This window comes from Larkinella ripae (assembly GCF_054780775.1).
Genome location: NZ_BAAGVR010000033.1, coordinates 34,325 through 60,662 on the forward strand (window position 1 = coordinate 34,325; position 26,338 = coordinate 60,662).

A 26,338-nucleotide genomic window follows, 5' to 3' on the forward strand; every position below is an offset into this window, starting at 1 on the left:
ATGATATGACAACTGCGATTGATTCTGCAACCCAGGCTACCATCGACCAATGGCTCAACGGAAATTATGACGCCGATACCAAAGCGGCCATCCGCCAATTACAGGACAACGGCGAAACCACCGAACTGACGGATTCTTTCTATAAAAGCTTGGAATTTGGAACGGGCGGTCTGCGCGGGGTCATCGGCGTGGGCTCCAACCGCATGAACCGCTACACGGTGGGCGCGGCCACGCAGGGTCTGGCCAATTACCTGAATGCGGCTTTTCCGGATATCGATATTAAAGTGGCGATTGCCCACGACAGCCGCCGGATGAGTCCGGAATTTGCCCGGATTGTAGCCGATATTTTTTCCGCCAACGGCATCGAAGTGTACCTGTTCAGTGCTTTGCGCCCAACCCCCGAACTCTCGTTTGCAATCCGCCAGCTGGGTTGCCAGAGCGGAATTGTCGTAACGGCGTCGCACAACCCACCGGAATACAACGGGTACAAAGCCTACTGGAACGACGGCGGGCAGGTGGTGGCTCCCCACGATAAAAACATCATCACCGAAGTCAACAAGATCACCTCGATCGACGACGTGAAGTTTGAAGGGGTGCCCGAAAAGATTCACCTGATCGACGAAGAAATTGACAGCGTATACGTGGAACGGATCAAGTCGAACTCCATCAATCCGGACGTTATTGCGCGGCAGAAAGACCTGAATATTGTGTTTACGCCGATCCACGGCACCGGTATTACGCTCGTGCCGCGCGTGCTGGAAGCCCTCGGTTTTACAAACGTGAGCATCGTGGAGGAACAGGCCAAACCGGATGGAAACTTCCCGACCGTGAAATCGCCGAACCCCGAAGAGCGTGACGCCATGAAGCTGGCGCTGGACAAAGCTGAAGCCCTCAATGCAGACCTGATTATGGCCACTGACCCGGACGCCGACCGCGTGGGCTCGGGTGCGCGCAACCACCACGGCGAGTTCGAATTGCTGAACGGCAACCAGATGGCGAGTCTGATCATTTATTACCTGCTGCAAGCCTGGCAGGACGCCGGCAAACTGACGGGCAAGGAATTTGTCGCCAAAACCATTGTGACCACCGACCTCATTGACAAGATGTGCGGAGAGTACGGCGTGGCCTGTTACAACACGCTGACCGGTTTTAAGTACATCGCCCAGATCATTCGTGAACTGGAAGGGCAGCAGCAGTTTATCGGCGGGGGCGAAGAAAGCTACGGCTATCTGATCGGCGATTTCGTGCGGGATAAAGACGCCATTGCCTCCTGCGCCATGATTGCCGAGCTGACGGCCTATGCCAAAGACAAAGGGCTGAGCCTGTTCGACCTGCTGATGGAAATGTATCAGAAATTTGGCTTCTACTACGAAGGGCTGATCTCGCTGACCAAGAAAGGAAAAACCGGGGCTGAAGAAATCCAGCAGATGATGGCCGATTTCCGGGCCAATCCGCCAAAGCAAATCGCCGGTTCGCCGGTGGTTCGGGTGGATGATTACAAATCGCTGGAACGGACGGATCTGAAAACCAGCGAAAAAACCGCCATCGAAGCCGGAAAAATGGGCATCGAGTCGTCGAACGTTTTGCAGTTTTTTACCGAAAACGGCACCAAAGTTTCGGCGCGTCCGTCGGGGACCGAACCGAAGATCAAATTTTACGTTAGTGTGAATGAACCGCTGGCAAGCAAGGAGCAATTTGATGCGGTTTACGAAAATCTGAAACAGAAAGTCCAGTCTGTGATGACCGACTTGAATCTGTCGTAAACGGACTCATTACCAGCTAATTCAACTTTTCAGGAAAGCCGAAACTGTGTTTCGGCTTTTTTGTTGGCATTTTTTTACTGAACGGGAAATAATTTTTTTTCATGTGAACTACAAAATTTGATTTTAGGCAATAAAAAAAGTTACTTTGGCAAGTCTGTGCGGCTTTTCGTTCAATCAGATGACCAATTAGTACAAACCATCTACCATCTCTATTTTTATGAAAAAACAGTACCTGAAACCGATCCGATCGGTGGCAGTCATGGCATTGCTGTGTTTGCTTACGCTTTCAGCCTGGGCGCAGGAACGGAAAGTGAGCGGCAGTGTCATCGACAGCAACGACAAAAACCCACTGCCCGGTGTCAATGTTCTCGTGAAAGGCACCACAACCGGGGTGTCGACCGACGCCAATGGCCGCTTCACGCTTAATGTTCCCACCAGCAACGATGTCCTGACAATTTCCGCCATTGGGTACATGGCCCAGGAAATCACCGTTGGGAACCGCTCCGACCTCACCATTTCGCTGAGCTCCGACACCAAAACCCTGTCGGAAGTTGTCGTAACCGGGTATGGTTCGCAGCGGAAAAAAGACATTACCGGGGCCGTAACGGTGGTGAAAGGGTCCGAACTGACGGCGGTTCCGGCCGCCAGCCTGACGCAGCAGTTGCAGGGTCGGGCCGCCGGGGTAACGGTCGGAAATGACAACTCGCCGGGTGGGGGCACGATGGTCCGGATTCGCGGTTTCGGAACCATCAACAACAACTCCCCGCTGTACATCGTCGACGGGGTGCCGACGACGGGTTCGCTCAACAACATCAACCCCAACGACATCGAGAGTTTGCAGGTGCTGAAAGATGCGTCGGCGGCTTCCATCTACGGGGCGCGGGCGGCCAACGGGGTGGTCATCATCACGACCAAAAAAGGAAAAGCCGGTGAGCCGAAAATCACCTTCGATATGTACGCGGGCGTGCAGCGTAACGGTAAACTGCTGGAACTGACCAACTCGCAGGAGCTGGGCCAATTGCTGTGGGAACAGGCTAAAAACGTCGGGCAGACCCCGACGCACGCCCAGTATGGCAACGGCGCCGAACCCCGGATTCCGGATTATATTTATCCGTCGGGAGCGATGGAAGGCGATCCGCGGCTGGCGAAAGACGCCAACGGCAATTTCCTCAACTACACCTACGATCTGACCGACCCGGCTTTGGGCAGCACGAAATTCATGATTACCAAAGCCAACAAGGAAGGGACGAACTGGCAGGATGTGATCTTTAATCCAGCTCCGATCCAGAACTACCAGATTGGCGCCAGCGGGGGCACCGACAAGGGAGCGTATTCGATTTCGTTCAACCACTTCAACCAGAAAGGGATTCTGGAACACACCAACTACAAGCGGTATTCGATCCGGGCCAACACGGAATTCAAGGTGAAAAACCGCCTGAAACTGGGTGAAAACCTGACGGTTTCGTACGACGAGCGGGTCGGTTTTACGAACAACGACGAATCGAACCCGATTGCCTTCGCCGTGCGGTCGCACCCGCTGATTCCGGTCTATGACGTGGCCGGTAATTTTGCCGGAGCCAAAGGCCTCAACCTGGGCAATGCCCGCACGCCCCTGCAGGAATTGTACCGGGCCAAAGACAACAAAACCAAGGGCGTTCACCTGTTCGGAAATGCGTTTGGTGAGATCGATCTGCTCAAAGGACTAACGTTCCGCACCAGTTTCGGGGTGGAATACAACCTGTACAACTTCGATCAGTATACGCCCCGCGACCCCGAGTCGCCCGAAGCCCGGAACGCCAACAGCTTCCGCTCGGAAAACCGCTACGACAACTCCTGGACGTGGTACAACACGCTGACCTATAACCGCACGTTTGGCAGCCACAGCTTCAACATCCTGGCCGGCACCGAGTCGATTGCTACCTATGACTTTATTTTCGACGCAACCCGGAGCAACTACGCCTTCGATGACCTGGATTACCGCTACCTGAACGCCGGTAGTCCGCTCGGTCTGCAAAACAGTGGCCGGGGTGCCAACCGGACGCGCCTGTTTTCGCTGTTCGGCAAGGTCAACTATTCCTACAAAGACTTCTTCCTGGCCGATTTCACGCTGCGTCGTGATGGCTCGTCGCGTTTCAGTGCGGCCAACCGGTATGCGGTTTTTCCGGCGGCCAGCATCGGGTTGCGCCTGACCGAACTAGACTTCATGAAGAGCGTCGATGTGCTCTCTGACCTGAAACTGCGCGTCGGTTGGGGGAAAACCGGGAACCAGAACATCCCGAACATTTACAACGCCTACACCCTGTATGAGTCGCGGCCGATTGAAAACCATTACGACATCAACGGAGCCAAAACCTCGATTGTGCCGGGCTTCGACCTGGTGCAGTTTGGCAACCCGAACGGCAAGTGGGAAACCACCACGTCAACGAATATTGGTCTGGATGCCAGCCTGTTGAACAATAAAATCGAGGTGGTTTTCGACTGGTACATCAAGAAGACCACCGATATGTTGACGCAGATCGACATTCCGTATACGCAGGGTCAGGCCACGATTCCGTACACCAACATCGGTGATATGCAGAACAAGGGTATCGACCTGAGCATCAACTACAACGGCAAAGCGGCCGGGGGCGATCTGCGTTACTCGGTGGGCGGTAACTTCTCGACGTACCGGAACGAAGTGCTGAAAATCAACAACGACCCGAACTCGATCAAGTTTGGTTTTGCCACCCGGCTTCCGGCGATGAGCGCCACCAAAGTCGGCTATCCGGTGGGATCGTTCTACGGCTATTTCATCGACGGTATTTTCCAGGATGCCGAATCGGCCAAAAATGCTCCGCAGTTCGGGACGTATAACCGGGCCGGCTCGTTTATTTTCCGGGATACCAACGGAGATAAAGTCGTCACCACGGCCGACCGCGCCATCATCGGCAATCCGCACCCGGATTTTACCTACGGTCTGAACCTGAGCGTGGGCTACAAAGCCTTCGATCTGACGGTTTTTGGGCAGGGTGTTTACGGCAACGACGTTTTCAACTACATGAAATACTGGACGGATTTCAACACCTTCCAGGGCAACCGCAGCAAACGAATGCTGTACGACTCGTGGCGGCCCGGCAAAACCGACGCCATCCTGCCGGAACTCCGTTCTACGGATGCCACCAGCGCCCAGATTTCGACCTACTTCCTCGAGAAAGGCTCGTATCTGCGGATGAAAAATGTCCAGTTGTCGTTTACGCTGCCTTCCGGCATTCAGCGGAAACTGGGGCTGGGGGCGACGCAAATCTACGTTCAGGGCCAGAATCTGCTGACGTTCACCAAGTATTCCGGACTTGATCCGGAAATCAACCTGCGTCGGTCGGGCGACAACAACCAGGATACGCACATCGGGGTAGACGAAGGCGCGTATCCGGTGGCAAAAACCGTATTGGTTGGTTTGCGATTAAGCTTATAAATGGTTGAATGGTTTGGGATGGGTAAAAGGGATTTGAACGGTTAAAAATGGTTACCAGCCCTTCACAACCCTCTAACCCCCCAGCCATCCTTTACCCATTCAACCCTCAAAAACCATTAAAATCGTTGACTTTCAGATGAAAAAGATATTGTTATTGACCTCAGTGCTAACGGCCGGTCTGGTGACCTCGTGCAGTGAGTCTTTTTTGGATGTGCGGCCGCAGGGCGTGGCTTCGCTGCAGCAGCTGTCGACCAAAAGCGGGGTGAACGCCCTGCTGATCGGAACTTATTCGCTGCTCGATGGCATCGGTTCGGGTACGACCGACTGGCACGCTGCGGTTTCCAACTGGGTGTATGGCGGGGTGGCTTCCGACGACGCCTACAAAGGAACGGATGCTAGTGACCAGCCGGAAATTACGGGCATTGAGCGCTACGAAGTGCAACCCGGTTTTGTGCACATGCGCGGCAAATGGCGGCACGTCTACGACGCGATTTCGCGCTGTAATGAAGTGATTCAGACCGTCGCGCTGGTGAAAGACATGACCGATGCCGAAAAAAACCAGGTGATTGCGGAGTCTCGTTTTTTGCGCGGACACTACCACTTCGAGGCCAAAAAGATGTGGAACATGGTGCCCTACATCGACGATAAAATCTACAACGCCACCGATCCCAATTCGACCAAAGTGCCGAATGACAAGGACATCTGGCCAAACATTGAGGCTGATTTCAAGTTTGCGGTGGATAATTTACCGGAAAATCAGACGCAGAAAGGTCGGGCTACCAAATCGGCTGCGCGGGCTTTTTTAGCCAAAACCTATTTGTTCCAGAAAAAATATGCGGATGCAAAACCGCTGCTGGAAGCCATCGTGAGCAGTGGCAAATACCGGCTGGTCGATTACCTCGATAATTTCCGGGCCGCTACCAACAACAACGCCGAATCCATTTTTGAAGTGCAGTTTTCGGTGAACGACGGCACCAACGGAAACAACGGGAATACGGGTGAGACGTTGAACTGGCCGTATTTTTCCGGTGCACCGGGGGGCGGCTGCTGCGGTTTTTACCAGCCATCGCTCAATCTGGTGAATGCCTACAAAACCGACGCGACCGGTCTGCCGCTGCTGGAATCGTTCAACGACACCGACCTGAAAAGCGATCAGGGGCTGAAAATCACCGACGCCTATTCGCCCGATATGCAAACGCCGGTCGATCCGCGGCTGGATCATACGGTGGGCCGCCGGGGCATTCCGTTCCTGGACTGGGGCGCGATGCCGGGGGTTACCTGGGTGCGCGATCAAACCTACGGCGGACCGTATACGGGTAAAAAATGGATGTATTACAAAGGAGAGGAAGGGACCAACACCCACTCGACCAACAAACGCCGGGTGGCCAACAACTACCGCATGATCCGGCTTTCGCACGTCCTGCTGTGGCTGGCCGAAGTTGAAACGGAAGTCGGAAGTCTGGAAAAAGCCCGTGAATACGTTAACATGATCCGGAAACGCGCCAAAACCAGCGTTGCGGTTTCGACGGCGGACGGAAAACCGGCGGCCAATTACCTCGTCAACGAATACCCGGCGGGGTCGCCGGCGTTTGCCAGCAAAACCGAAGCCTGGAAAGCCGTTCGGCACGAGCAGCGCCTGGAGTTCGCCATGGAAGGCCACCGGTATTTTGACCTGGTGCGCTGGGGCATTGCCGCCGAAACGATCACGAAATACCTGTCGGTCGAATCGAAGAAACGGGCGTATCTGGTGGGAGCCGCCTACACCAAAGGCAAGCACGAATATTTCCCGCTGCCCGTCGATGAGATTAACAACAGTTACCTCGACGGGAAACCGACCCTGAAACAGAATCCGGGGTATTGATTCCGTTGAAAAGTGAAAGACAAGAGACAAAAGAGGTTCTTTTCTTCTTTTGTCTCTTGTCTTTTTGGTCTTACGTAAACTTCAGGACTTTTTTCTGCTGGCTGCTTTCGTTGGCCAGTTCGATAATTCGGATAACCGCGATGGCCTGCTCGGGGGTTACCTCCTGCGGAATTTCGCCGATGATGGCCCGGTACAGGTTGTCGTAAAAATAATGGTAGTTGCCGGGTAAGCTCGGAAACGTAAAACGTCCTTTGGGGGTGGTCAACGTACCAAATTGACTTTCGGGTTCCGCGCCCCAGTCCGTCGTGTTGGGCAGAATGTTTTTGCGCTGCGTTTCTTCCTGAATATCCAGGCCGTGTTTGACAAACGAGCCTTCGGTGCCGTGAATAAGGTAGCGCAGGCTGCTGTCGACGGTCAGCATCGACGATTTCAGAATGACGCGCTTGTCGGCGTAAAACAAGCGGACATCGAAGTAATCATCCAGAACACCACCGTTCCGAATGATGCGAATGTCGCCCGAAACTGCTTCCGGGAAGCCGAACAGGGCCACGGCCTGATCGATCAGGTGGGAGCCCAAATTAAACAGATTGCCGCCCCCTTCGGGCTCCTGTTCCTTCCAGCTGTTGACAATATCGGGGCGGTAGCGGTCGTACCGGCATTCGTATTCCACGACATCGCCCAGTTGCTTCTCCCGCAGAATCTCCTGAATGGTCCGGAAGTCGGCATCATACCGCCGGTTTTGGTACGGAATGGCCACCAGCCCTTTTTGCTGCGCCAGGTCAAGCAGTTCGCGGGCCTGCTGGGCGGTGTTGGCGAACGGTTTTTCAATCAGAACATGCTTCCCGGCTTCGAGCGCGGCTTTGGCGTACGAAAAATGGGTGTCGTTAGGTGAGCTGACGATGATCAGGTCGAGGTCCGGATCGGCCAGCAGGTCTTCGTGGCTGCGGACAGTCTGGATGGAGGAGTCGAAAGCTTCGGCTTCGTTGCGGTGCCGTTCCACCACTTTAGCAAGTTTGAAATGCGGGTTAACCGTCAGGAAAGGCGCGTGAAAATACCGGCCCGACAACCCAAAACCGATCAATCCAACCTGAATGGTACGAGACATAGGATATAGGAAACAAAAGTTGAGGGGCGAAGATGGCTAATTTTACCCAGAAGGTCAACTATCGGCAATGGCCTGTCGGAGACCAAGAAAAGTGTTATCTTTGGCGTTGGAACGGTTTTTTCGGAATGACACTACGCCTTCGAAACCTTGCTGAATTGGATGCTGTTGCCGGACAGTTGATTGATGCCGGACGGTTGCATCCGGTCTGGCTGTTCAAGGGCGGGATGGGTGCGGGCAAAACCACGCTGATCAAGGCCATCTGCCGGCGGCTGGGGGTTGTCAACACGGTGCAGAGTCCCACGTTTTCGATTGTTAATGAATACGTTACCGATGCCGGTGAGCCCGTTTATCATTTTGATTGCTACCGGCTTCGGGACGAAGAGGAAGCACTCGACAGCGGACTGGAAGAATACATTGATTCGGGGGAACGCTGCCTGATTGAATGGCCGGAACGAATTGCCGGACTGTTGCCACCCGATGCCTGGACCATTCACCTGCGGGTAGCGGACGATGAACGAATACTGGAAACCAATTGATACAAAGTATGAATGAAGGCCCGAATTTGACGGTCTCTTGGATAGGATTCCTGAATTAGCAACCTAAAAGATCCGAAATTCACAGTTCAGCATTCATAAAATCCCGTTTATAGTGACTGGGTTTGAACAATTAGCAAAACAAACGGCACTCTATCCGCAGGAAGCGCCTGCCGCTGTTAGAAAACAAAGTGGCAGCCTGATGATCGGGCTCCCAAAAGAGGTCTCATTGCAGGAAAACCGCATCGCGCTGACCCCCGAAGCGGTCGCCATTCTGGTGCGGCACGGCCACGAAGTGCTGGTGGAAAAGGGTGCGGGCGAAGGCGCCAAGTTTTCCGACAACGACTACAGCGAAGCCGGAGCCCTCATTGCCCCCTCGCCCAAGGAAGTGTACGACGCCAACCTGATTCTGAAAGTTGAACCGCTGGTGGAGCAGGAGTTCGAGTACATCAAAACCGGCAGCACCCTGATTTCGGCGGTCAATTTGCCCAATCACGAAAAGAAGTACTTCGAAAAGCTGAACAGTAAAAAAATCACGGCCCTCGGGTACGAATACATTGAGGATAAAGTCGGCGGTATGCCGGTGATTCGGGCCATGAGCGAAATTGCGGGCAGCACGGTCATGCTGATTGCCGGCGAATACCTGAGCAGCGCCAACAACGGCCGGGGGGTCATTCTGGGCGGCATTACGGGCGTTCCTCCCACTAAAGTCGTCATTTTAGGCGCCGGAACCGTGGCCGAATATGCCGCCCGGACGGCGCTGGGGCTGGGGGCCGAAATCAAGATTTTTGATAAATACATTTACAAACTCCAGCGGCTGAAATACGCCATCGGGCAGCACATTTATACCTCCATCATCGAAACCGACACCCTCTCGGAAGCCATTCAGCGGGCCGATGTGGTCATTGGGGCCATGCGGGCCGACGACGGCCTGAGTCCGGTGGTGGTTACGCAGGAAATGGTTTCGAAGATGAAACTCGATGCGGTGATCATCGACGTTTCAATCGATCAGGGCGGGAATTTTGAAACTTCGCGAATGACGACGCACAAGGAACCGACTTATAAATACCAGAACGTCATTCACTACTGCGTGCCGAACATTGCCTCGCGCGTGGCCCACACGGCGAGTCTGGCGCTGAGCAACATTTTTCTGCCGTTTCTGTTAAAAACCGGGACCATCGGCGGCATCGAAGAAATGATGTTTGCCAACCGCTGGTTCATGAAGGGCGTTTACAGCCATAACGGTTTGTTAACCAATGCTTACATCGCCAAAAAATTCAACATGCGGTTTAAGGACCTGAGTTTGTTGCTGGCCGCGCGAATTTAGTTTGTCGGTTTACGGTTTTCAATATAGGGTTTGGGTTTTCAGTTTATGGTACGTTGACGAGGCAGAATAAGGCGTCAGTACCGGCGGGCAGCCGCAGCGAAACGTCGGCCCGGCGAAAACCGTATCCTGAAAACCGAAACGTCGGCCCGGCGAAAACCGTATACCGAAAAATCGTAACCAACATGATTCACCACAGCAACGAAAACACCCTGCTCGACGACGCCAATTCGCCGGAGATTAACCGGAAACTGATGAGTGCGGTTTCGTCGGATTTTATCAAAGTGGCCGATGCGCTGCGTGAGGCTTCCTACCAGATCCGGAAACGCGGTTTTTCGGAAAATCCCATCTTTGTCGCTTCCCGCCGGCCGGTTGATATTGGTCAATTGTTGCTTGGCCCGAATGAGCTGGCCGAAAATGCCTGGAATTACCGGGCGTCGCTGCTGGACGAGTTTGTGCAGCGTCGGCTGGTGGGCGAAGAATCAATTGAGTTATTCAAAGAGAACTACAAAAATCCCGACGAATTTTGCTGCCTGTTCGTTATCGAGGGCGAATTTGCCGGTTTTATCTTCATTCCTTTTCCGGAAGACTAGAGGCAATAAACGGTATACTGTTTTCGGTTTACGGTTTTCGCCGGGCCACCGTTTTGATGCGGTTGTCCACCGGTACTGACGCCTTATTCTGCTGCGTCAACGTACCGTAAACTGAAAACCTAAAACCGTAAACCGTATCCTGAAAACCGTAAACCGGTAGCCTACTTCCCAATCCGGTACTTGTAATAATCCCAGGTTTTGCGGATTCCGGCGTAGATGGCGCTGCGGGTGGGAAACAGATCGCCCTGATCGGCGGCTGCGGAGAATGTGACCTGTAAGCCCCGCTGATCCAGCGGTAATTCCAGCATCAGGAGGGAGGAAAACTGCCGGGCGGTTTCGGTAAAGGGCATTTCGTAGGTGCCGTAATTTTCGCTGTATGAGAATTTAAACTGGAAGCCGCACATTTTGGCAAAATTGCCCTGAATGCCGGCGTGATACGCCCGAACCCGGTTGTTGTTGAAGAAACCGTATTGAGCCAGGTTCGTGCGGGTATCCGTCACGGGCGTGATGAACGGCGTTCCGATGGTGCGTCCAAAATACGACCAGCCGTCGCGGTATTGGGCGTGATTGAAATAATTGTCGCGGCCCCGCAATTTGTTCTGGTCGTCGAAGACGCTGCCGCCCTGACTTTTGGTGTAAAGAAACTCCACAACGGCGCCGGTGATCCGGAAGCCGGAGGAAGCCGGATTCAGGTTCCGAAACCGCAGGCCCGTCAGGCCGTCTTCAATATTGGTCAGGTAATACAGCGAACCATCTTCGTACACACTCTGGTGATACAGCAAAAGCGAGAGGTTCCGCGTGCTGTATTCAATGCCCAGATCGATGCTCCCCAGGTGGTTGCCAATCCGGTTTTCCCGGTCGAACTTGCTGTAGCGGGCGGTATCCAGATCAATGAGCCTTCCCAGGCTGTTGCCCATCACTACAAAAAGATAGTCCTGAAAGCGGGAGGGAAGCTGCCCGTTTTTAGCCATGGATTCCGGCAGTTCTTCCGTCGTGCCGCTCCATTGCACCTGGTGATTAAAACCCGCGTAGAGCTTGATGGGCCAGTGCGGTTTTCCCAGTCGGGCATACAGGCTTTTCTGGTGGAGATACGAATGATCGACTTTGCGGTTATGGTTGCCAAACCAGCCGTGGGCAAAATTTCCCCGAAAGGCCACCAGCCCTTTCGTAAAACCGATGGGCGTGTAGTTCGGTAAACTGATCTGGATTTTGGGCATCGGCAGGGCGTTGCCCGACCAACTGTACGAACCCGAACTCAGCGTGGTATCAACCAGACCTACCACCTCGCGCCGACGACCGGCCAGGATTTCAAAGCCACCGGCCCGGATTTTTACGTAGGCTTCCGGAAGCAGGATACTGTTTTTTGCTTGTGCACCAAAATTATTGACCAGTTCTAAACCGTATCCGATGCCAAAAAAATCCCGCCGTTTGGGAGCGGTGATGTCGGTAAGCGGGTAATAGCGGTAGTCCTGACGAACGCCCGCCCGCAGCGTCGCATAGGGCAGGGTGTTGGGCACAATACCGTGCTGATTGGTGCGGAGCCAGAACGGCGTTTGTTTACCCGGCGCGTAAAAACCGCCCAGTTCCGCAAAGAAACGGCTGGGCCGGGTTTCAATTACGGGCTGGCCAGCGGCAAAAAGGGGAACCAGCATAAAGAGTAGCAGTGCTCTGATCATCGCTCATCCGACTAAGAGTTTCACGTTTTTTGAGCACTTCAGGGGACCGAACAACGGGCTTTGCGCTCTTGCTCAGCAAACTGACAAACCGTTGCCGGTAATGGGGCAGGACAGGCCGCAGCTTTCCAATTCAAAACTAGACGAGTCGGGAAAGATTCCTGGAGTGTATTTTTGTATATACAAAAATTGTTCCAGTTTGCCGGTTACCCAATGACGCGCGGACCTTCCTTGTTGATGCCCGACACATATTTCTCACTACCGATCCCGACCGCCTGGAACGCAGCCTGCATACTGTGGCCCACCTTTTCCGCCGTCTCCTGATCGCGACTCAGGGCGAACATGGAAGGACCCGAGCCCGAAATGCTGCATCCGAGCGCACCGGCATCGAGAGCGGCCTGTTTCACTTCATTAAATTCCGGAATCAGAATGGCCCGGATCGGTTCAATGATCACATCCACCATCGAGCGGCCAATCAGGTCGTAATCCGGCTTCATCAAACCTGCAATCAAACCCGCCACGTTGCCCATCTGGATGATGGTATTTTTCATCGACACCTCATTTTTCAGGATATGACGGGCGTCTTTTGTGTTGACTTCGATTTCCGGGTGGACAATCGTCGCGTAGAGTTGAGCGGGCGTCGTGATCGGGATGATATCCAGCGGGTTATAACTGCGGATAACCACAAAACCGCCCATCAGGGAGGGGGCCACATTGTCGGCGTGGGCCGACCCGCAGGCCACAAATTCGCCTTTCATGGCAAAGGGCAGCAGGTCGATCTGGTTGAGCGGGCGACCCATTAATTCGTTGATGGCAAACACCCCGGCAACGGCGCTGGCGGCACTCGAACCCAGCCCGCTCCCCAGCGGCATTTTTTTGTGCAGAATCACCTCAAGGCCCTGGTCGGATTCGATGTGTTCGAGGTAAGACTGGATGGCAATACCGGCGGTGTTGCGTTCCACCTGTTTCGGCAAACGGCCTTCGTCGCCAACGATGGCTTTAATTCGGACACCCGGTTCCGTGCTTTTCCGGATAATTATTTCATCGCCGGGATTATCGACCGCAAAACCAAAAATATCAAAACCGCAGGCAACATTGGCTACGGTAGCAGGGGCAAAGACTTTTATTGAATCCACGGTTCGTAAGTTACTGCCGCAGCAATAACGATTTCAGATGTTGGTCGATGGGCTGGCCGTCACGCTAAGGCACTGGTTTGACCGGCGGTTGAGTTGGTCGGCCGGGCCGGTTCCTGTTTATTCTTTCTTTGGTCAAAGATACAAAATCGGCTGGCTATTTGGTCATGCCAGGTAACTTCCGATGCTGACCACATCCGCAAAAACACCCGACGCCGTCACCTCCGCACCCGCGCCGGGTCCCTTGATCACCAGCGGGCGCTCTTTGTAGCGTTCCGTTGTAAACGAGATGATGTTATCCGCTCCCGAAAGCGCGTAGAAAGGGTGGTCAAAACCGACCGACCGTAATTCGATGGTCACTTTGCCGTTCTCAAACGTGGCTACATACCGCAACTTTTCCGTGCGGTTTTCGGCTTCCTGCAACAGATTCTCAAAGTAGGCGTTGTTTCGCTCCAGTTCCACAAAAAAAGCCGGAATGTTCGGGGCCTTGATGCAGCTTTCGGGCAGGAGGTTGTTGATGGTTACATCGGTCGGTTCCAGATTAAAACCGGCTTCCCGGGCCAGAATCAGTATTTTTCGGGCCACGTCCATCCCGCCGAGGTCTTCCCGTGGGTCGGGTTCGGTAAACCCTTTTTCCTTGGCTTCCTGCACGACCGCTGCAAACGAAACGCCGGGTCGGAACGTGTTGAAAATATAGGACAGCGTGCCCGACAGAATGGCTTCGATTTTCAGAAACCGGTCACCGGAGGTAACCAGCCCCTGGAGGGTATTGATGATGGGCAAACCGGCTCCGACGTTGGTTTCGTACAGAAACTTGACCCCCCGCCGAAGCGCCGTTTGCTGCAATTTTCGGTAAGAGGCATAGGAGCCGGAATTGGCCACTTTGTTGGGCGTAACCACCGACACGTTGGCGTCGAGCAGTGCCTCATAAAACGAAGGGATTTCCTTATCCGCCGTGCAGTCGATGAAAACGCTGTTCGGCAGGTTGAATTCTTTGATCCGGTTGACAAAACCCGGCAGGGAGGTAATGTAACTCTGGTCATCGGTATCCAAGCGCCGTTTCCAGTCGGACAGGTCGATACCGGCGGAATCGAGCAGCATTTTTTTGGTGTTCGAGACGCCGACCAGTTTAATGCGCAGCGATTTTTCGCTTCGGAGGTAGGCGTGCTGGGCCTGAAGCTGTTGCAGCAAGGTGCGGCCAATCAGACCGGTGCCGATCAGGTAGAGATTGAGGTCCCGGGCGCCGGGCTGGAAAAAGACATTATGGATCGCATTCAGCGCCTTTGAAAGATTCTTTTTGTTGATGACGACCGAAATGTTGATTTCCGAGGAGCCCTGCGCAATGGCCACCACGTTGATTCCGTTTTTGCCGAGTTCGGAGAAAAGTTTGCCCGAAATCCCGGAGCTTTTTTTCATGCCCTCGCCCACAATGGCAATGATCGACAGGTCTTTTTCAATGAGAATGTGATCGTCGACTTTGCCAACGCGGATTTCGTTCGCAAACTCGGTTTCCAGTACCCGGCTGACCCGCTCGGCATTGCGGGGCTCGACGGCGATGCAGATGGAGTGTTCCGACGAAGCCTGGGAAATCAGAATGACATTGATTTTTCGCTCCGCCAGTACCTGAAACAGTTTCGCCGAAAAACCGGTCACGCCCACCATGCCGCTGCCCTGAATATTGACCAGTGAAACATCGTCGATCGACGAGATGCCGGTGATGGTATAGTCTCGCCGGTGGGCATCTTTGCTGATCAGCGTCCCTTCGTGCGTGGGATTGAAGGTATTCAGAATGCGAATCGGAATGTTTTTGGCAAAGGCGGGTTGCAGCGTGGGCGGGTAAATGACTTTTGCGCCGAAGTGACTTAACTCCATCGCTTCGGTATAGGTGATGGTTGGAATCGGCAGGGCGTCCGTCACCTTGCGGGGGTCGGCAGTCATCATCCCGTCCACGTCGGTCCAGATGTCGATGCAGGTGACATCGTCCAGCGCAGCCGCCAGAATCGACGCCGTATAATCGGAGCCCCCGCGGCCCAGCGTGGTGGTTTCCTGGTTTTTGGTTGACCCGATAAACCCGGTGACAATGGGCAATTCCGGGCTGTTTTCGCGGAAATAGTCCCGGATCTGGTCATTGGTCGTGGCTTCGTCGACGGTTGCATTTCCGAACTGGTCGTCGGTGCGGATGAGCGCACTGGCGTCACAATACCGGGCCGGAATGCCCGCTCTTTTCAGGCATTCGCTGATCACGAGACACGACAGCTTTTCACCAAAGCTCATGACCAGATCCAGCGAACGGTCGGATAATTCACGAATGAGAAATACGCCCCGGAGCAAATCCTCCAGTTCGTTAATCAGACTGCGGATGTTGCCTTTTACTTTGCTTTGCTCTTTGATCGGAATCAAGGCCTTGATGACGTTGAAATGCCGTTCCTCAACTCCCCGGATCAATTCCAGGTAATCCGGATTTTTAACGGCGGCCATCCGGGCAATTTCTATCAACTGATTGGTCACTCCGCCCATTGCCGACAACACAACGGCTTTGATCGGCTCGTCTTGCTGGCGTTGGTTTTCAATAATGGCAATAACTTTCCTGATATTTTCAGCCGACTTGACGGAGGTCCCGCCAAATTTCAATATGTTCATGCAGTGGGATGTTATAAAATAGCTGACGGTCGGTCGAAGCAACCAACAATCGGTTTACGTCTTGATGATGAAGGGAAAAGAAGCGCAAATATAGGTAAAATGCGGTTTTTGTATGATAAAGAAATTGGAATCAAAACAAACTGCCCGGCGCGCTGTCCGGGAGTTCCTGCGTTCGGATGCAGTGACGGATGCGATCGATGGTTTGTTCCGGGATCAAACGGGGCGGTTTTAGCTCCGGATGACTGGCGGTTTCTGATTTTATTCTGAACAAAGGGTAAGATTCGTTGGGAAAAAGGAGTTTCTGCCAATGAAGGAATGGGTGGATTCAATGTATGCCGCGCAAATTGCTTGCCAAAGCAAAAAGCCGGCTGCCTGGCCGATTTCGGAAAGCGGGCCGCCGTGCTGTCGGAAGGTACGAACCGGACGGATGGAAGGAAGTGGCCCGGCAAGGCCGACCGTAGCGAAAATGCCGGAAATTTCGTAGTTTCACCTAGCGAACAAATCCGCCTGACACGCTGTTCTTCCCATAACGACTGCTGACTAACCACCATACGCCATGAAAGGCTTTGAGTTCTCAAATTATATTCCGCCCGAAAAAAAAGAAGGCAGTAAGTTCGACCAGCTGCTGAACATTTTCCAGCAGCTGCTCCTGATGACATCCGGTAATGTGGAGCAGGCCCTGGCGTATCTCAACGATCTCGACCGGCGGTATGGACTGACCGACGACAAATACGGTATCGGCAATTTTGTCGAGGAAATGAAGGAAAAGGGTTACCTGACCGAACAGAACGAGGAAGGCACGCTCGCGATGACGACCAAGAGCGAACAGTCCATCCGGCGGTCGGCGCTGGAAGAGATTTTCGGAAAGCTGAAACGCTCGAAATCCGGCGGCAACCACCATACGCCGTACACCGGCGTGGGCGACGAACTGAGCAGCGACCTGCGCGATTTTCAGTTTGGGGATACGCTCGAGCAGATTTCCATGACCGAATCCATCCGAAACGCCCAGATCAACAGCGGGGTGGAGGAATTTACGTTGATGGAGCGCGACCTGGAAGTGGTGGAGAAAGAGCAGAAAACCCAAACCTCGACGGTGTTGATGATCGACGTGAGCCACTCGATGATTCTGTACGGCGAAGACCGCATCACGCCCGCCAAGAAAGTCGGCATGGCGCTGGTGGAACTGGTCAAGCAGAAATACCCGAAAGACACCCTGGACATTATCGTGTTTGGCAACGACGCCTGGCAGATTCAGGTGAAGGATCTGCCGTACCTGGAAGTGGGGCCATATCACACCAATACCGTCGCCGGGCTCGAATTGGCGATGGATCTGCTGCGCCGTCGGAAGAACAAGAACAAGCAGATTTTCATGATCACCGACGGAAAACCGACCTGCCTGAAAGAAGGGATTAAATACTACAAAAACAGCTTCGGGCTGGACCGTAAGATCGTCTCAAAAACGCTGACGCTGGCCGCTCAATGCCGTCGGCTCGACATTCCGATCACCACCTTCATGATTGCCTCCGATCCGTATTTGAAGCAGTTTGTGCACGAATTTACGAAGGTAAACAACGGCCGGGCCTACTACAGCGGTTTGCAGGGATTGGGCAACATGATGTTTGAAGACTTCCAGCGAAACCGCCGGAAAAACATGAAATAATTACCGGTATGACGACGATTCAAATTTCCATAGACGACAGCCGTTTATCTAAATTACAGGAGAAGGCCCAGGCAATGAATTTGCCGTCAGTCAGCGAATTGGCAAAGCAAATAGTTGAGCAAGCGATTGATGCAGAGGCTTCTTCCCCAACCCATACAACGCTATCAGCCGAACGAAGCGTGTTACTGGAAGATATTATTAACGAAAATCGGGAACTACTCCAACGGTTAGCTCAATGATCACAGTGGATGAAGTATTGCTAATTCATCGCCGATTAATTGAGGAATTTGGAGGGAGTGACGGAGTTCGTGATGAAGGTAGTATGCTTTCTGCCATTGGTAGACCATACTCGGGTTTTGGTGATACCGAATTTTACCAGAATCCCGAGGAGAAAGCGGCCGCAATCATCGAGAGCATTGTAACAAACCATCCTTTTGTTGATGGCAATAAGCGCACGGGATATGTGCTCATGGAGATTATTCTTCGTACCAATAACGTATTCATTAATGCCAGCCTGCAAGAACGGTATGACTTTGTTATTCAAATTGCAACGGGCGATCTGAAGTATAATGGCATTGTGGATTGGATTAAGAAGCACACGGCGTCTCCATTTATTATTTAAAGCCTTAAACGACCAGAAATCCGGTTAAGACAAAAACTTTATTCAATATTCACAACGATTTCATGAGCTATTCATCCCTGAAGAGTAAAGAGTTGATTAAAATAAAAACCCTCGGCGAACTGAAAGCCGCTGGGTACAAACCCAAATCCATTAAACAGGAACTTCGCGACAACCTGATTGAGAAAATCAAGGCGAAAGAAGTGGTTTTTCCGGGCATCTGGGGCTACGAAGATACCGTCATCCCGGACGTGGAGCGGGCCATTCTGTCGATGCACCACATCAATTTGCTGGGCTTGCGCGGTCAGGCCAAAACCCGGATTGCCCGTCTGATGGTCAATTTGCTGGACGAATACATCCCGGTTCTGGAAGGTTCCGAGCTGAACGACGATCCGCTGCAACCGCTGTCGCGGTTTGCGCACGATGTCATTGCCGAGAAAGGCGATTCGGCTCCGGTTTCCTGGCTGCATCGCGACGACCGGTATACCGAAAAGCTGGCGACGCCCGACGTGTCGGTGGCCGACCTCGTTGGCGATGTTGATCCGATTAAAGCCGCAACCTTGAAGTTACCGTATTCCGATGAGCGGACCATTCACTTTGGGCTGATTCCGCGCTCGCACCGCGGCATTTTTGTAATCAACGAATTGCCGGATTTGCAGGCCCGGATTCAGGTGTCGCTGTTCAATATTTTACAGGAAGGCGACATTCAGATTCGCGGTTTCAAGCTGCGTCTGCCGCTGGATATTCAGTTTGTGTTTACGGCCAACCCGGAAGATTATACCAACCGGGGCAGCATCGTAACGCCTTTGAAAGACCGGATCGACAGCCAGATTGTGACGCACTATCCGAAGTCGCTGGAAGTTGGTAAAAAGATTACGCAGCAGGAAGTCATCGTCAAAACCGAACAGAAAGGCATGGTGAAAACCAACGATCTCGTCGCCGATCTGATCGAGCAAGTGGCGTTGGAAGCCCGTGAAAGTGAGTATGTTGATGCTAAAAGTGGTGTTTCAGCGCGCCTGACCATCGCGGCTTACGAAAACCTGCTGTCGGCCGCCGAGCGCCGGGCCTTGCTGAACGGCGAAAAGGAAACCTACGTCCGGATTTCGGATCTGTACGGCGTCATTCCGGCCATTTGCGGAAAAGTCGAACTGGTGTACGAAGGCGAAGTGGAAGGCCCGGTGATTGTGGCTCAGAACCTGATCGGAAAAGCCATCCGCACGCAGTTTCTGAATTATTTCCCGAATCCGGAAAAAGCCAAGAAGCAAAAAGGGGGAAATCCCTACAAAAAAATAACCGACTGGTTTGGCGACGGCAACATCATGGAATTCCTGAACGACCTGCCCACCCGCGACTACGAAAACCGCCTGCGGGCCATCGACGGTCTGGACGATGTGGTTGATTCCCTGCATTCGCGCTTGAGTCGCTCCGAAAAACTGTTCATGATGGAATTTGCGCTGCACGGTTTGGCCGAATATTCCCTGGTGGGCAAGAAGGCAATGGATACCGGCCAGCAATTCAAAGACCTGTTGGGCAGCATGTTCAGTCCCGGCAACGACTTCGGTGAAGAGGACGATGATGATGACGAAGACCGGTTTTAATAAAGAATGATGAGGTATGAATGATGAACGATCGATGGTAAATGGGCTAACACAATGCAATTCATCGTTCATCATTCATACCTCATCATTCAAAAAAAAGGCAATCTGGTAAGCGGATTGCCTTTTTTGTTGTCGTAAAATGCTACAGGGAAACTACGCAATTGAAAAAATACGTAGTTCTTCTCTATCCGATTTTTATTTAACGTCCTACTTTTGCAGCACCAGTAACAACAAATACACACTGAATTTACTAAATCACCCAAATGAAAGCATCCTTATTCACCATTTGCCTGGTTGCTGTCGGCTTGCTGGCCGAAGCCCAGACGACAAAACCGAAAGCGACGGCAACGGCGACAAAGCCGAAAACCGTGGCAGCCGCCCAAAAGAAACCGGCGACGGCAGCAAAACCCAAAGCCACGGCGGCTAAGAAACCCGCTCCAAAACCGGCGGTAGCGACGGCCCCTAAAGCAACCACGACAGCAGTGGCCTCCACCACCACGGTCATGGCCGAAGAACAGCCGGTGCTGGCCCAGCAGCAGACAATCGTCGAAACGAAACCGCAGGCTGAGGTCGCCGAAAAAGAAACCTCGAAGCGGTCGAAAAAAACAAAAACCGAAAAACCGGAAGCCGTAGCGAAGGTGAAACCGGAAAAACCCGCTAAGATCAAAGCCGAAAAAGACTACTCCAACAGCGGTTTGTCGGTTGGGATTCGCGGAGGTGCCAACGCCTGGCTGAATGAATTTGTGCCCGACGATCTGGCCGGAACCGGCGGAGAGCAGGCCCTGGCACCGGGTTTCACGGGCGGCATCATCATCAATTACGGGATTGGAAACGTGTTCTCGATTCAGCCGGAAATTTTGTACACGCGCCGGTCGGTAAAGTTTGCGGGTGAAGAACAGGGCCAGAAATATTCGTTTCAGTTGTCGACCAATGCGGTTGAAATTCCCCTGCTGCTGAAATTCTCGTTTGGTCAGAAAACCCGGTTTTTTGTCAACGCAGGCCCCTATGCCGCTTACGGCCTGGACGCCAGTGCCAAGTTTGTGGTGGACGGCGAGACCCTGTTAAACGAAAAACAGAAACTGACGAAAAACGACGCCCGACTGGAGTACGGTGTAACCGGGGGCCTGGGCATTGCGATTCCGGCCGGACCGGGCTCGCTGCTGATTGAAGGCCGCTATACGTATAGTCTGGGCAATAACGCCGATCCCAAACCGGCTGAATACATCAGCCAGCAAATCGGAACCATTTCGGTGGGGTATCTCTTCCCGCTGGGTGGAAAATAAAACGTTCAGCCTGGAGCGGTGACAGTTGCTTCAGGCTGAACCCCGCTTAGTCCGTCACGACAACGGCCGTGCCGTTGGCGCTTACCATCAGCAACCCACCGTTTCCGCCGATGGTTTGATAGTCCAGATCGACGCCAATGATCGCATTGGCACCCAACCGCTGGGCCTGTTCGATCATTTCCTTCATGGCGATACTTTTTGCTTCGCGCAGGGCCTGTTCATACGCGGCAGAACGGCCGCCCACAACGTCGCGCACGGTAGCAAAAAAGTCTTTGATAAGGTTGGAACCAATAATGGCTTCACCGTTGGCAAGGCCGAGGTATTGAGTAATCCGTTTGCCTTCGATGGATGAGGTAGTTGTTACCAGCATAGAGTTGATCTGAGTGTAACCGTCTGGCGGCTCCTGATGTTGAGATGACGCGATGGCCCAAAATTAAATACCGGGAGCACACGGTTTTACAGAGTTACACAGAAGATTATTTTTTAAGTATAGGGTATTTGTTTTGCCGTACAGGCGGTATCCGGTAACGTATCTATTTAAAGGTAAAGCCGCCCAATGCATCACGGTAACCCGGGTGCAGGAGCGAAAAAACCGGGTATGCACTTCAACAGGTGGAAGTTACCATTTAAACATAAATATAGTCATTTCAGAAGTAAGGTCTTGGGCGACCCAACCAATTTTACCCAAATTTGAATCATAAACCAAATTTTCTAAACAAGTCAACTTAAAACAAGGATGAAAACGACAACAACACTTTTGAACCGTATTGCTTTCCGCCAGGGCTGGACATTCCTATTTTTACTGGCGTTACCGCTGTGGTTTGCCAGCTGTAGCAAAGACAAAGATGCAGACGGCAATCCGGATGTGAAGCCGAATGCGGTGGAAGGAAGCTGGAAAATTTCGGGCATGAAATCAAATGTTGATATTGACCTCGGCAATGGCACCAAAACCAAAGACTTTTTTGTCATTCTGAAAGCGGTTCCGGGTGGAGATGCCCTGATTGCCTGCCTGACCGATACGAAAATGACCTTCAATGGCAACGGAACCATTACGGGCACTCCATCGCCGAACTGCCAGTCGACCGGTTCTGACGATCTGAACCCGATCGATGACAAATCAACCTGGAAAGTGGATGGCAACAAACTGACCATCACCAGCTCCGGTACGGCCGAAGTGTACGATATGACGATCAGTGGCAATACGATGACCCTGTCGTCGCCGACGGATGATCTGAACGATGACGGCAAAGCCGATGTCCTGACGCTGGAATTGAAAAAAGCGTAACCTCCCCTGAGTCATAAAACCGCAGCCCACCGATTCGTCGGTGGGCTGTTTTTTTGCGAACCGGATATTACAGCGCCACGCAATCCGCTAGCGTAGTTACATAACGATCCACGTACGATTCGATATCCCGGCTCCGGTATTGCAGAATATACCGTGGATGATCGAGCGTGACAATCCGGCCGAAAAAACCGTGTTCCCGGTTAACTTTTTGCAGAAAAGCTTCGTTCTTCCGACCCAGACAAACCGCCACGTTCCGGTTGCAACCAAAGGTAAGTTGCTGCTCGATGGAAGCAATAATGGCGGGCCAGAGGGTGGCGGTAGTGGCTTTGTCGTCGTAAAAATTATAATTTTTGCCTTCCTTCACCAACGCCAGCGGATACAGCGAGCTGAGGAAAAACCGCCCATAAAAAGCTTCGGCACCCCCGAACGCTTCGACAATCTGGTAAATAAACCGGCTCGAAAGCTCCGGCGTCGGCGGCAGGTTGTTGTCAATGCCGCAATACCGTTTTAGATTCTGCGGAGTGGTAAAGGAAATTCCGGTAACGCCCGCGCCAAATCGCCCCGGATTAATCCCCAGCACGTAAACCCGCGGGTTCGTGTCACGGAAGAAAGTATCGTAAAATTGCCGGACAATCGACTGAACTTCCGGTTGCCGGTATGGGTTCAGGGCGCCGACCCCCGGCGGCAGGTTTTCCGGTTCGGTCAGGTGGTAATAATACGGAATGGCACGGTCGGCAAAAGTTTCCATTTACTGAAAATGAGTATAACAAATTCGGGCCATTTCGCCAATGATTCGTTCTGCGTCAGGCGTGGTGGTACCCTGTACAAAAACCGAGAGCAGAAACGGTTTGGTTCCGTAAAAAATCCCGACATCGCCCCGAACGGACGCCAGCTCGCCGGTTTTGTGGGCAATCACGGCGGACGGCGGCAGGAATTGCCGGAACGTTTTCTGATCCCGGTTGTCTTTCAGAATCCCGATCATCTGCGTACATAGCGCGGGCGTCGCCACTTCGTTGCGGTCTATTTTCTTCAGGAGCGCGTTCATCTCCCGGGCCGTCACCCGGTTTTCGCGGCCCTGTTTCGCGGCCAGGGTGTCCATCATCATCCGGTTGAGCCGGCTCTTCGTCAAGCCCAGCGCCTGCATTCGCTGATTAATCGGCTCCATGCCCAGCGCCCGAATCAGGATGTTCGTGGCCGTGTTGTCACTGTGGATCATCATCAGGGTCAACACCGCACGGTTGGTGAGTCGGGTCTGATCCGGATACGTCTGTAAAACTCCCGAACCGCCGGTTTTTTCCGCATTCTGCAAGACGTGAAACTGGTCCAGATCAAACTGCCCGGTTTTGACCCGTTCCATGGTTTCGACCATAATCGGCACTTTAATAACACTGGCTGCGGTCACGGGCTCGTCGGCCTGGTGGTAAAAAACCGTCTTGTCGGTCAGTGCTTCCACGGCCACATTCACCCGAATGGTGGCCGGAAGGTGGTGCAGGTAAGCGCTCAGTTGATCGGGTAGCTGCTGGGCCGTTGCCAGGGCCGGCAGCAGCAAGAACAGGAATAGTTTCATCGCAGTTCTTTCAGTTGGCTCACCAGCACCTCGTTGATCCGGACGTAGCTTTCGTGGGTCCAGCCGGCCACGTGGGGCGTTAGCAGCACCTGGTCCGAGTGGCGCAGGTAATCAAAAGCCGCCTGCTGATCGGGGGTTAGGGTCGCCAGTTTTTCGTTTTCCAGCACGTCGAGGCCGGCTCCGCGAATTTTTCCGCTTTCCAGGCCCCGCACGAGCGCCGGCAGCGACACCACTTCGCCCCGGGCGATGTTGATCAGGTAGAACGGTTTTTCGAACCGTTCAATAAAAAGATCGTTGACCATCAGCCGGGTTTCGGTTGTTAGCGGAACATGCAGACTCAGCACGTCAGCTTCTTCCATCAGCTGTTCCAGTTCCGCTTCCTGGGCGTATGCCCCCCCGTACTGGGTCAGGTATTTATCATAACAAAGAACCCGGCAGCCAAAACCGCTGAGCCGACGGGCGGTGGCCCGGCCGTTGTTGCCAAACCCGATTATGCCGACCGTCAAACTGCCCAGTTCGTAGCCCCGGTTGCCTTCGCGGTCCCAGATCCCCCGCCGTACTTCCCGGTCGCCCTTGGCAATGTTGGCCAGCAAACCCAGCAACATGCCCACGGTATGTTCCGCAACGGCATCACGGTTTCCTTCGCCCGCGTGGAAAACCTGAATGTTCCGGCGTTCGGTACTGGCGAGATCGATCAGATCCAGGCCCGCGCCGGCCCGTCCGATAAACCGCAACCGACCGGCTTTTTCCAGCACTTCGGCATCGACTTTTGTTTTGCTCCGAATGATCAGGCCGTCGTATTGGGGCAGGGCGTCGATCAGGTCACGGCGTGAAAGTTGTGGTTGATAGTCGTACGCAAATCCGGCCTGATCGAGCATGGCGAACAGGGAGGAATGCATTTCGTCGGCAATCAGGATTATGGGGCGATTCTGGGACATCCGTACGGTTTTTGTAACTTGCAAAGAAAACAGAAGACAAATGAACAAGGATCAATGAATAATGAACACTAAAAAATGGCGCATTCGGTCTTCAGCGATACGTTGTTTTCACTATTCATTGGTGCTTGTGCATTGGAAAAAGCGAAACTACTAACTTAAATGGAACCGCGCCAATCGGAGAAAAATAACGATCGTCAACCGGAACCCCAGACCCGGCGGCCCGTCATCGGGATCACCCTCGGCGATTACAACGGAGTGGGGCCGGAAGTTATCTTGAAAGCGTTGCAGCACAACCGCTTGCAGAAAATCTGCACCCCGGTTATTTACGGTTCCATGAAGGTTTTGAACCGGTATCGGACGATGTTGCAGCAAGGTGGGCTGCCGCTGAAAGACTGGAACCTGAACGGCATTCAGCAGGTCGGGCAGGCCAATCCGAAATTTACCAACGTCATCACCTGCTGGAACGAGCAGGGAGGACCCGACCGGCAGAATCAGGATGTACAACCCGGAAAAGTGACGCCCGAAGCCGGGCAGGCTGCGCTGGCGTGTCTGCAACGGGCCACGGAAGACCTCAAAGCCGGGCATCTCGACGCCCTGGTGACGGCCCCGATTAACAAACACAACATTCAGACCGAGACGTTCAAGTTTCCGGGTCATACCGAATATTTTGCCGAAGCTTTTGAGGTAAAAGAGAACCTGATGTTTCTAGTAAGCGATGAACTGCGGGTGGGCGTTGTGACGGGGCATATTCCGCTGGGACGGGTTCGGTCGAACATCACCAAGGAAAAAGTGTTGCAGAAACTGCAACTCATGCACCAGTCGTTGCGGAGTGATTTCGGAATCCGGAAGCCTCGGATTGCGGTTTTGGGGCTGAATCCGCACGCGGGCGAAGAAGGCCTGCTGGGCAATGAGGAGCAGGAGGTGCTGAAACCGCTGATTCAGGAACTGCGCAACAAAGGGCAACTGGTTTATGGTCCGTTTGCCGCGGACGGTTTTTTTGGAACGCGGGCCTACCGCAAATACGATGCGGTGCTGGCGATGTACCACGATCAGGGATTGATTCCGTTCAAAACCATCGCCTTCGACGAAGGCGTCAATTTTACGGCCGGCATGCCGGTGGTTCGCACCTCGCCGGATCACGGAACGGCCTACGACATCGCCGGGAAAAACCAGGCCGATGAAACGTCGATGACGCAGGCTATTTACCTGGCTTGTGACGTGGCCCGGTACCGGAAGGAAATGGCCGAAATCGAGCAAAATGCGCTCAACAAAAAGACAGTCAGTGGAAAAATAAGTGAGCAGTCCGCTTAAA

22 protein-coding genes are annotated in these 26,338 nt (G+C 53.3%); 13 read left to right on the plus strand and 9 right to left on the minus strand.

The window, feature by feature from the left end; all coding sequences use genetic code 11:
• Nucleotides 1-5: 5 nt before the first annotated feature.
• The 3 genes from ACYVHX_RS28505 (at nucleotide 6) to ACYVHX_RS28515 (ending at nucleotide 7,075) form a co-directional block, all read left to right on the plus strand.
• Nucleotides 6-1,763: a phospho-sugar mutase gene (locus ACYVHX_RS28505; protein WP_460675125.1), complete on the plus strand. Its 1,758-nt coding sequence runs from the start codon at nucleotides 6-8 to the stop codon at nucleotides 1,761-1,763.
• Nucleotides 1,764-1,980: 217 nt separating this feature from the next.
• Nucleotides 1,981-5,214 carry a SusC/RagA family TonB-linked outer membrane protein gene (locus ACYVHX_RS28510; protein ID WP_460675126.1) on the plus strand — a complete coding sequence of 1,078 codons (3,234 nt, stop codon included), beginning with the start codon at nucleotides 1,981-1,983 and terminating at the stop codon, nucleotides 5,212-5,214.
• 136 nt (nucleotides 5,215-5,350) lie between these two features.
• Nucleotides 5,351-7,075 carry a RagB/SusD family nutrient uptake outer membrane protein gene (locus ACYVHX_RS28515; RefSeq protein ID WP_460675127.1) on the plus strand — a complete coding sequence of 575 codons (1,725 nt, stop codon included), beginning with the start codon at nucleotides 5,351-5,353 and terminating at the stop codon, nucleotides 7,073-7,075.
• 70 nt (nucleotides 7,076-7,145) lie between these two features.
• Here the strand turns inward: ACYVHX_RS28515 and ACYVHX_RS28520 are convergent, their stop codons facing one another.
• The gene (locus ACYVHX_RS28520) at nucleotides 7,146-8,180 is read right to left on the minus strand and encodes an oxidoreductase (RefSeq protein ID WP_460675128.1); all 1,035 of its coding nucleotides are present in this window, start codon (nucleotides 8,178-8,180) and stop codon (nucleotides 7,146-7,148) included.
• Between the two features lie 125 nt (nucleotides 8,181-8,305).
• On the opposite strand from ACYVHX_RS28520, the gene tsaE reads away from it, so the two are divergent.
• The 3 genes from tsaE to ACYVHX_RS28535 all read left to right on the plus strand — a co-directional run bounded on the left by tsaE (nucleotide 8,306) and on the right by ACYVHX_RS28535 (nucleotide 10,630).
• Nucleotides 8,306-8,716 carry a tRNA (adenosine(37)-N6)-threonylcarbamoyltransferase complex ATPase subunit type 1 TsaE gene (gene tsaE, locus ACYVHX_RS28525; protein ID WP_460675129.1) on the plus strand — a complete coding sequence of 137 codons (411 nt, stop codon included), beginning with the start codon at nucleotides 8,306-8,308 and terminating at the stop codon, nucleotides 8,714-8,716.
• Between the two features lie 112 nt (nucleotides 8,717-8,828).
• Nucleotides 8,829-10,040, plus strand: coding sequence for an alanine dehydrogenase (locus ACYVHX_RS28530; protein ID WP_460675130.1), 1,212 nt, complete (start codon nucleotides 8,829-8,831; stop codon nucleotides 10,038-10,040).
• Nucleotides 10,041-10,222: 182 nt separating this feature from the next.
• Nucleotides 10,223-10,630 carry a hypothetical protein gene (locus ACYVHX_RS28535; RefSeq protein WP_460675327.1) on the plus strand — a complete coding sequence of 136 codons (408 nt, stop codon included), beginning with the start codon at nucleotides 10,223-10,225 and terminating at the stop codon, nucleotides 10,628-10,630.
• 161 nt (nucleotides 10,631-10,791) lie between these two features.
• On the opposite strand, the gene ACYVHX_RS28540 is transcribed toward ACYVHX_RS28535, so the two are convergent.
• From ACYVHX_RS28540 to ACYVHX_RS28555, 4 genes are all read right to left on the minus strand, one after another.
• Nucleotides 10,792-12,282: a capsule assembly Wzi family protein gene (locus ACYVHX_RS28540; RefSeq protein WP_460675131.1), complete on the minus strand. Its 1,491-nt coding sequence runs from the start codon at nucleotides 12,280-12,282 to the stop codon at nucleotides 10,792-10,794.
• Nucleotides 12,283-12,509: 227 nt separating this feature from the next.
• Nucleotides 12,510-13,439 carry a homoserine kinase gene (locus ACYVHX_RS28545; protein ID WP_460675132.1) on the minus strand — a complete coding sequence of 310 codons (930 nt, stop codon included), beginning with the start codon at nucleotides 13,437-13,439 and terminating at the stop codon, nucleotides 12,510-12,512.
• 162 nt (nucleotides 13,440-13,601) lie between these two features.
• Entirely contained in the window at nucleotides 13,602-16,076 is a 2,475-nt protein-coding gene (thrA, locus tag ACYVHX_RS28550) for a bifunctional aspartate kinase/homoserine dehydrogenase I (RefSeq protein WP_460675133.1), read from the minus strand.
• Nucleotides 16,077-16,087: 11 nt separating this feature from the next.
• On the minus strand, nucleotides 16,088-16,627 hold the full coding sequence (locus ACYVHX_RS28555) for a hypothetical protein (protein ID WP_460675134.1): 540 nt from the start codon (nucleotides 16,625-16,627) through the stop codon (nucleotides 16,088-16,090).
• 5 nt (nucleotides 16,628-16,632) lie between these two features.
• On the opposite strand from ACYVHX_RS28555, the gene ACYVHX_RS28560 reads away from it, so the two are divergent.
• The 5 genes from ACYVHX_RS28560 (at nucleotide 16,633) to ACYVHX_RS28580 (ending at nucleotide 21,236) form a co-directional block, all read left to right on the plus strand.
• Nucleotides 16,633-17,736, plus strand: a complete 1,104-nt coding sequence (locus tag ACYVHX_RS28560) for a vWA domain-containing protein (RefSeq protein WP_460675135.1) — start codon at nucleotides 16,633-16,635, stop codon at nucleotides 17,734-17,736.
• Nucleotides 17,737-17,744: 8 nt separating this feature from the next.
• Entirely contained in the window at nucleotides 17,745-17,975 is a 231-nt protein-coding gene (locus ACYVHX_RS28565; RefSeq protein WP_460675136.1) for a hypothetical protein, read from the plus strand.
• Entirely contained in the window at nucleotides 17,972-18,358 is a 387-nt protein-coding gene (locus ACYVHX_RS28570) for a type II toxin-antitoxin system death-on-curing family toxin (RefSeq protein ID WP_460675137.1), read from the plus strand. The genes ACYVHX_RS28565 and ACYVHX_RS28570 overlap by 4 nt, the downstream gene beginning before the upstream one ends.
• A gap of 62 nt (nucleotides 18,359-18,420) precedes the next feature.
• Nucleotides 18,421-19,953, plus strand: coding sequence for a sigma 54-interacting transcriptional regulator (locus ACYVHX_RS28575; RefSeq protein ID WP_460675138.1), 1,533 nt, complete (start codon nucleotides 18,421-18,423; stop codon nucleotides 19,951-19,953).
• A 263-nt stretch (nucleotides 19,954-20,216) separates the two neighbouring features.
• On the plus strand, nucleotides 20,217-21,236 hold the full coding sequence (locus tag ACYVHX_RS28580; RefSeq protein WP_460675139.1) for a porin family protein: 1,020 nt from the start codon (nucleotides 20,217-20,219) through the stop codon (nucleotides 21,234-21,236).
• A gap of 46 nt (nucleotides 21,237-21,282) precedes the next feature.
• Here ACYVHX_RS28580 and ACYVHX_RS28585 read toward each other — a convergent pair whose 3' ends face one another.
• Nucleotides 21,283-21,606, minus strand: a complete 324-nt coding sequence (locus tag ACYVHX_RS28585) for a heavy metal-binding domain-containing protein (RefSeq protein WP_460675140.1) — start codon at nucleotides 21,604-21,606, stop codon at nucleotides 21,283-21,285.
• A gap of 387 nt (nucleotides 21,607-21,993) precedes the next feature.
• On the opposite strand from ACYVHX_RS28585, the gene ACYVHX_RS28590 reads away from it, so the two are divergent.
• Nucleotides 21,994-22,521, plus strand: a complete 528-nt coding sequence (locus ACYVHX_RS28590) for a lipocalin-like domain-containing protein (RefSeq protein ID WP_460675141.1) — start codon at nucleotides 21,994-21,996, stop codon at nucleotides 22,519-22,521.
• A gap of 67 nt (nucleotides 22,522-22,588) precedes the next feature.
• Here the strand turns inward: ACYVHX_RS28590 and ACYVHX_RS28595 are convergent, their stop codons facing one another.
• From ACYVHX_RS28595 to ACYVHX_RS28605, 3 genes are read right to left on the minus strand one after another with little or no spacing between them, the layout of a single operon-like run.
• Nucleotides 22,589-23,269, minus strand: a complete 681-nt coding sequence (locus ACYVHX_RS28595; RefSeq protein WP_460675142.1) for a uracil-DNA glycosylase family protein — start codon at nucleotides 23,267-23,269, stop codon at nucleotides 22,589-22,591.
• The gene (locus ACYVHX_RS28600; protein ID WP_460675143.1) at nucleotides 23,270-24,088 is read right to left on the minus strand and encodes a serine hydrolase; all 819 of its coding nucleotides are present in this window, start codon (nucleotides 24,086-24,088) and stop codon (nucleotides 23,270-23,272) included.
• Complete coding sequence (locus ACYVHX_RS28605) at nucleotides 24,085-25,026, minus strand: 2-hydroxyacid dehydrogenase (protein WP_460675144.1); 942 nt, start codon at nucleotides 25,024-25,026, stop codon at nucleotides 24,085-24,087. The genes ACYVHX_RS28600 and ACYVHX_RS28605 overlap by 4 nt, the downstream gene beginning before the upstream one ends.
• A gap of 159 nt (nucleotides 25,027-25,185) precedes the next feature.
• Between ACYVHX_RS28605 and pdxA the strand changes: the two genes are divergently transcribed.
• Nucleotides 25,186-26,337: a 4-hydroxythreonine-4-phosphate dehydrogenase PdxA gene (gene pdxA / locus ACYVHX_RS28610; protein WP_460675145.1), complete on the plus strand. Its 1,152-nt coding sequence runs from the start codon at nucleotides 25,186-25,188 to the stop codon at nucleotides 26,335-26,337.
• Nucleotide 26,338 lies beyond the last annotated feature (1 nt).